At 68.4% G+C, this 3,292-nt stretch carries 7 protein-coding genes; all 7 read right to left on the bottom strand.

What is annotated here, in order from left to right; all coding sequences use genetic code 11:
* Positions 1–161: 161 nt before the first annotated feature.
* Genes ABN273_RS58920 through ABN273_RS58890 form a run of 7 tightly spaced genes read right to left on the bottom strand, consistent with a single transcriptional unit; the run spans position 162 to position 3,250 of the window.
* The gene (locus ABN273_RS58920; RefSeq protein WP_349458540.1) at positions 162–437 is read right to left on the bottom strand and encodes a hypothetical protein; all 276 of its coding nucleotides are present in this window, start codon (positions 435–437) and stop codon (positions 162–164) included.
* Positions 434–1,306, bottom strand: a complete 873-nt coding sequence (locus ABN273_RS58915; protein WP_349458539.1) for a hypothetical protein — start codon at positions 1,304–1,306, stop codon at positions 434–436. The genes ABN273_RS58920 and ABN273_RS58915 overlap by 4 nt, the downstream gene beginning before the upstream one ends.
* A 13-nt stretch (positions 1,307–1,319) precedes the next feature.
* A complete protein-coding gene (locus ABN273_RS58910) occupies positions 1,320–1,682 on the bottom strand; it encodes a hypothetical protein (RefSeq protein ID WP_349458538.1) in 363 nt (120 codons plus the stop codon).
* Positions 1,682–1,921, bottom strand: coding sequence for a hypothetical protein (locus ABN273_RS58905; protein WP_349458537.1), 240 nt, complete (start codon positions 1,919–1,921; stop codon positions 1,682–1,684). Before ABN273_RS58905 ends, ABN273_RS58910 begins: the two co-directional genes overlap by 1 nt.
* Entirely contained in the window at positions 1,918–2,607 is a 690-nt protein-coding gene (locus ABN273_RS58900; protein WP_349458536.1) for a DUF6248 family natural product biosynthesis protein, read from the bottom strand. Before ABN273_RS58900 ends, ABN273_RS58905 begins: the two co-directional genes overlap by 4 nt.
* Complete coding sequence (locus ABN273_RS58895; RefSeq protein WP_349458535.1) at positions 2,604–3,005, bottom strand: WhiB family transcriptional regulator; 402 nt, start codon at positions 3,003–3,005, stop codon at positions 2,604–2,606. Before ABN273_RS58895 ends, ABN273_RS58900 begins: the two co-directional genes overlap by 4 nt.
* Positions 3,002–3,250: a hypothetical protein gene (locus tag ABN273_RS58890; RefSeq protein WP_349458534.1), complete on the bottom strand. Its 249-nt coding sequence runs from the start codon at positions 3,248–3,250 to the stop codon at positions 3,002–3,004. The genes ABN273_RS58895 and ABN273_RS58890 overlap by 4 nt, the downstream gene beginning before the upstream one ends.
* Positions 3,251–3,292 lie beyond the last annotated feature (42 nt).

The raw sequence follows: 3,292 nt of genomic DNA, 5'->3' as shown, positions 1-3,292 counted from the left end.
ATGCCGACGAACGACGACACCTTGCCGATGAACACCCCGTCGCACACCCCAGCGGCGGGGTGTTCTCGTCGCCGATCGTCGGCACCGTCAGTGCCTGCTTCGTCGGCATTTTCAGCGCCGGGCAACATACGGATTGCCCCGGAAGTCGGTCATGGTTCGCGTCATGACACCTCCCACGGGATGCGCACGACCTCATCGACGATGACCAGGCTCGCCCGTGCGCCCCGAAACTGCCGGGTCCTCTTCGCCACGGCGTGCGGGCCGTAGTGCCAGTAGTCGCCGCACTTGAACGCCCGCAGGTTCTGGCCCGGGTGGATCTGCCGGGCCGCGACCTTGGCCATCCGCTTCGAGGCGTACCGGACCCTGCCGCACTCCTTGCAGTAGCCGAAGTGCCGGTCGGCGTCGATCGGCCTGAGCGCCTGACCTCTCCCCTTCACTGCACCCCTACTTTCGATAGCTCTTCTGCTTGCATATTCGTTGCGCTGTGCCGTACGAGGCCCCGCCGCAGCGCTGTGAGGGTCACGCCGAGACGTTCCGCGATCAGCGTCGCCTCGCGCTCGTCGCGTAGCGACAGCCCCTCATTCCTGGAGATGAACAGGGCGTCCTCCACGAGCGCCCGCCCGTTCCTCGCCGGACTGTAGCCATCTAACGTGCCGTGCTTCTGCAGCCGCTTCAGGCATGCGACGCAGCGAGAGAAGCCCGGCTTCACCGACCGGCCACACTCGACGAACTCGCACCGCACCGCCGCCCAGTCGGGCCGGGCATCCGGGTCGTCGATGTCGACGGCCTCCCACGCGGCTGGCGGCGCCCATCTGGCGCGCTGGGCCCGAGCTCTGGCCCGTCTGGCGGCGACATCGTTGGGTGGGACCCGCCTGCACAGGTCCGCGTACACGACGTGGACCTCATGCGCGAGGCTCGCCGTGATCCGCTGCCCCTGCAGGATTCGAGTGATGTTGGCCCACGTGTCTCCTCGCCGCATCGCCACGCGGCGGCCGACCGTCTCGCCCGTCCATCCCATCGTGGCGAGCGCCTGGACGCGGCGCCGAGCTCCGATCGAGTCCAGCAGCACGTACCCGTTGATGGGGGTCACCGCGAGGATCTTCGCTTCGGTGGCCGGCATGACGGTCTTTTGGCCATGGAGAAGGATGTTCCAGATAGACGTGCCGGTGATGCCGGAAGCTTCGGCGATCTCGCGGACGCTCATGGTGCGGCGCAGGAGCTGCAGGTGCTGGCGGACGCGAATGGCATCCACTCGCGTCTTGATGCCGAGACTGTGCGCCTTCCGCTGCTTGGTCGCCGCGGTCACGCGTCGGGCCTGGTCAACTGCCATCGACATCGCCCCCCAGGGCGGGCCTGGTGTCGATATCCTCGATCCACGCCATGAGCACGGCGGCGGCCTGGACGAGGCCCTGACGCATCGCCTGCAGCTCGTCAGCGGCCATCGCCCCGTACACCTGCTCCAGCAGGATCGACTGCCAGGTCTTCGTCTCGGGGTCGTCGTTGATCTGCCGTTCGGCGTGGGCGAGCATTGCCGGGAACTCGAACTCGACCGGCTTGAAGCTGGCGCGGTCGCGGTGCTGCTGCTGGCCGTACTTGGCGTGCTGGCGCATCCGCTCCTCCAGCACCTCGCGGGTGATGAAGGCCCGCACCCTGGCGTTGTCCAGGGAGTCGCTGCCCGGCATCACATGCCTCCCGTCGTCGCCAGAGGGATGCCGAGCACCATCGCGCGGGCGCTGGCCAGGTCCGCCGCCGTGACGCCGTAGCCCTCCACGACCACCACGACGCCGTCGCCGCACTCGACGCTGTACCTGGGCAGCTGCGTCTGCTTCTTCTTGTGCTTGACGACTCGCTTGCCGTCGATCTTGCGGGGCTTCTTCTTGCCGAGGCGGTACGGGGTGGGCTGCTCCATAGAGCCGCTCATGTGATTGTTCCTTCCATGTCGAAACCTGGGAGTGCGTCTTGGTGGCCGCCGGGGACAGCGACGGGTGGCACGCGCTTGGGCAGTGGCTGGCATGTCCGGTCGGCCAGCCACACGGCGAGAGGCTCATCGAGCAGCTGCGCGTGCGAGTCGAAAATGATCCCGCCGTTGATCCAGCCCTCCGGGAAACTGCGGTCCAGCTGCGGCGGGCCGTCGATGCCCAGCTGGCACGGGCACGGATCGTACAGGTCGCCGTACTGGCGGGACATCCGGTCAGCGAACGTCTTCGTCCAGGCGTTTCGCCGGACCCAGCCCGCGTTGACCGGCGACATGGGGGCGCTGGGCTTGCAGCCGCACCGGCAGGCCCACCGGCAGATCCTGTCAGCCAGCCATACCTGAGCGACGCACGTCGCGTGCGGCGGGCCGTCGATCGTGACGTGCTTGTACGGCTCCTTAAAGCACGCCGGGTGGACGCCGCTCTTGCCAGCGATCATCCCCTCGCGGTCCTGGCGCGGGATGCCGATGCACCGCTCGTGCACGCCGCGGTGGCATGAGTAGCACACGTCGCGCTGGCATTCGCACCGGGTGTAGACGCCCGGGTGGACCTTGTACTGGACGCGGCGCATGCCGTCCGTCCAGACGTGCTTACGCACCCAGGCCGCGTCATCCTCGGTCATCTCGGCCGTCACGACGCCGCTGCCTTTTTGGCCTGGTAGGCGGCCCGCTGGCGCGCGTTCTCGCACTTCTTGCATGTCGACGCCCGGCCGAACTTGCCGCGCTTCTTGCTGTTGAACTCGGTCAGCGGCTTCTTCTCGCGGCACCTCGTGCAGGCGCGGCGCGCGTTGACGAGGCGGCCGTTGGGGTGTTCAGTCCGCGTCAGCCCGGCCATGATCAGGTCCGGGAGCTGGTCTTTCCGTTTCGCCGCAGCGTCCGCAGCGCACCTGCCCAGCACGGGACAGCCCGCGCACACCCTCCGCTGCTTGTCGACGTCGACGGGCTTCTTGGACGCGAACAGCTTCCCGAGGTCGCCGCACGCGGCATCCCGGTGCCACGCCGGCACGGCCCCGACCGCAACGAGGAGCGTCACTCGCCGCTCGCCTCCTGCCGCTTACGCCGCGCGAGCCACGCCGCTCGCCGCCGCTCGTACCGGCGCATCCGGATGACGCCGCGCACCTCCTGGACGACGCCCTCGCCGAGGTACACCACGACGGACGCCATGACGACCGCACCGATGGGGGCGAGCACGTGGCCGAGCAGCGGCCACGCGTACGCCATGACCGACAAGGCGACCGTGAGGGCCAACCGCGAGGCCACGGCCAGAAGCTGTCTCACAACTCCTCCAATCTCATTTACATGTGGTGGGGCGCGCTGATC

Source organism: Nonomuraea sp. B19D2 (assembly GCF_040137845.1).
In the GTDB taxonomy this organism is placed as follows: domain Bacteria; phylum Actinomycetota; class Actinomycetes; order Streptosporangiales; family Streptosporangiaceae; genus Nonomuraea.
The sequence above is the reverse complement of the archived record's forward strand: the minus strand, read 5'-3'. Positions and strand labels throughout refer to the sequence as shown.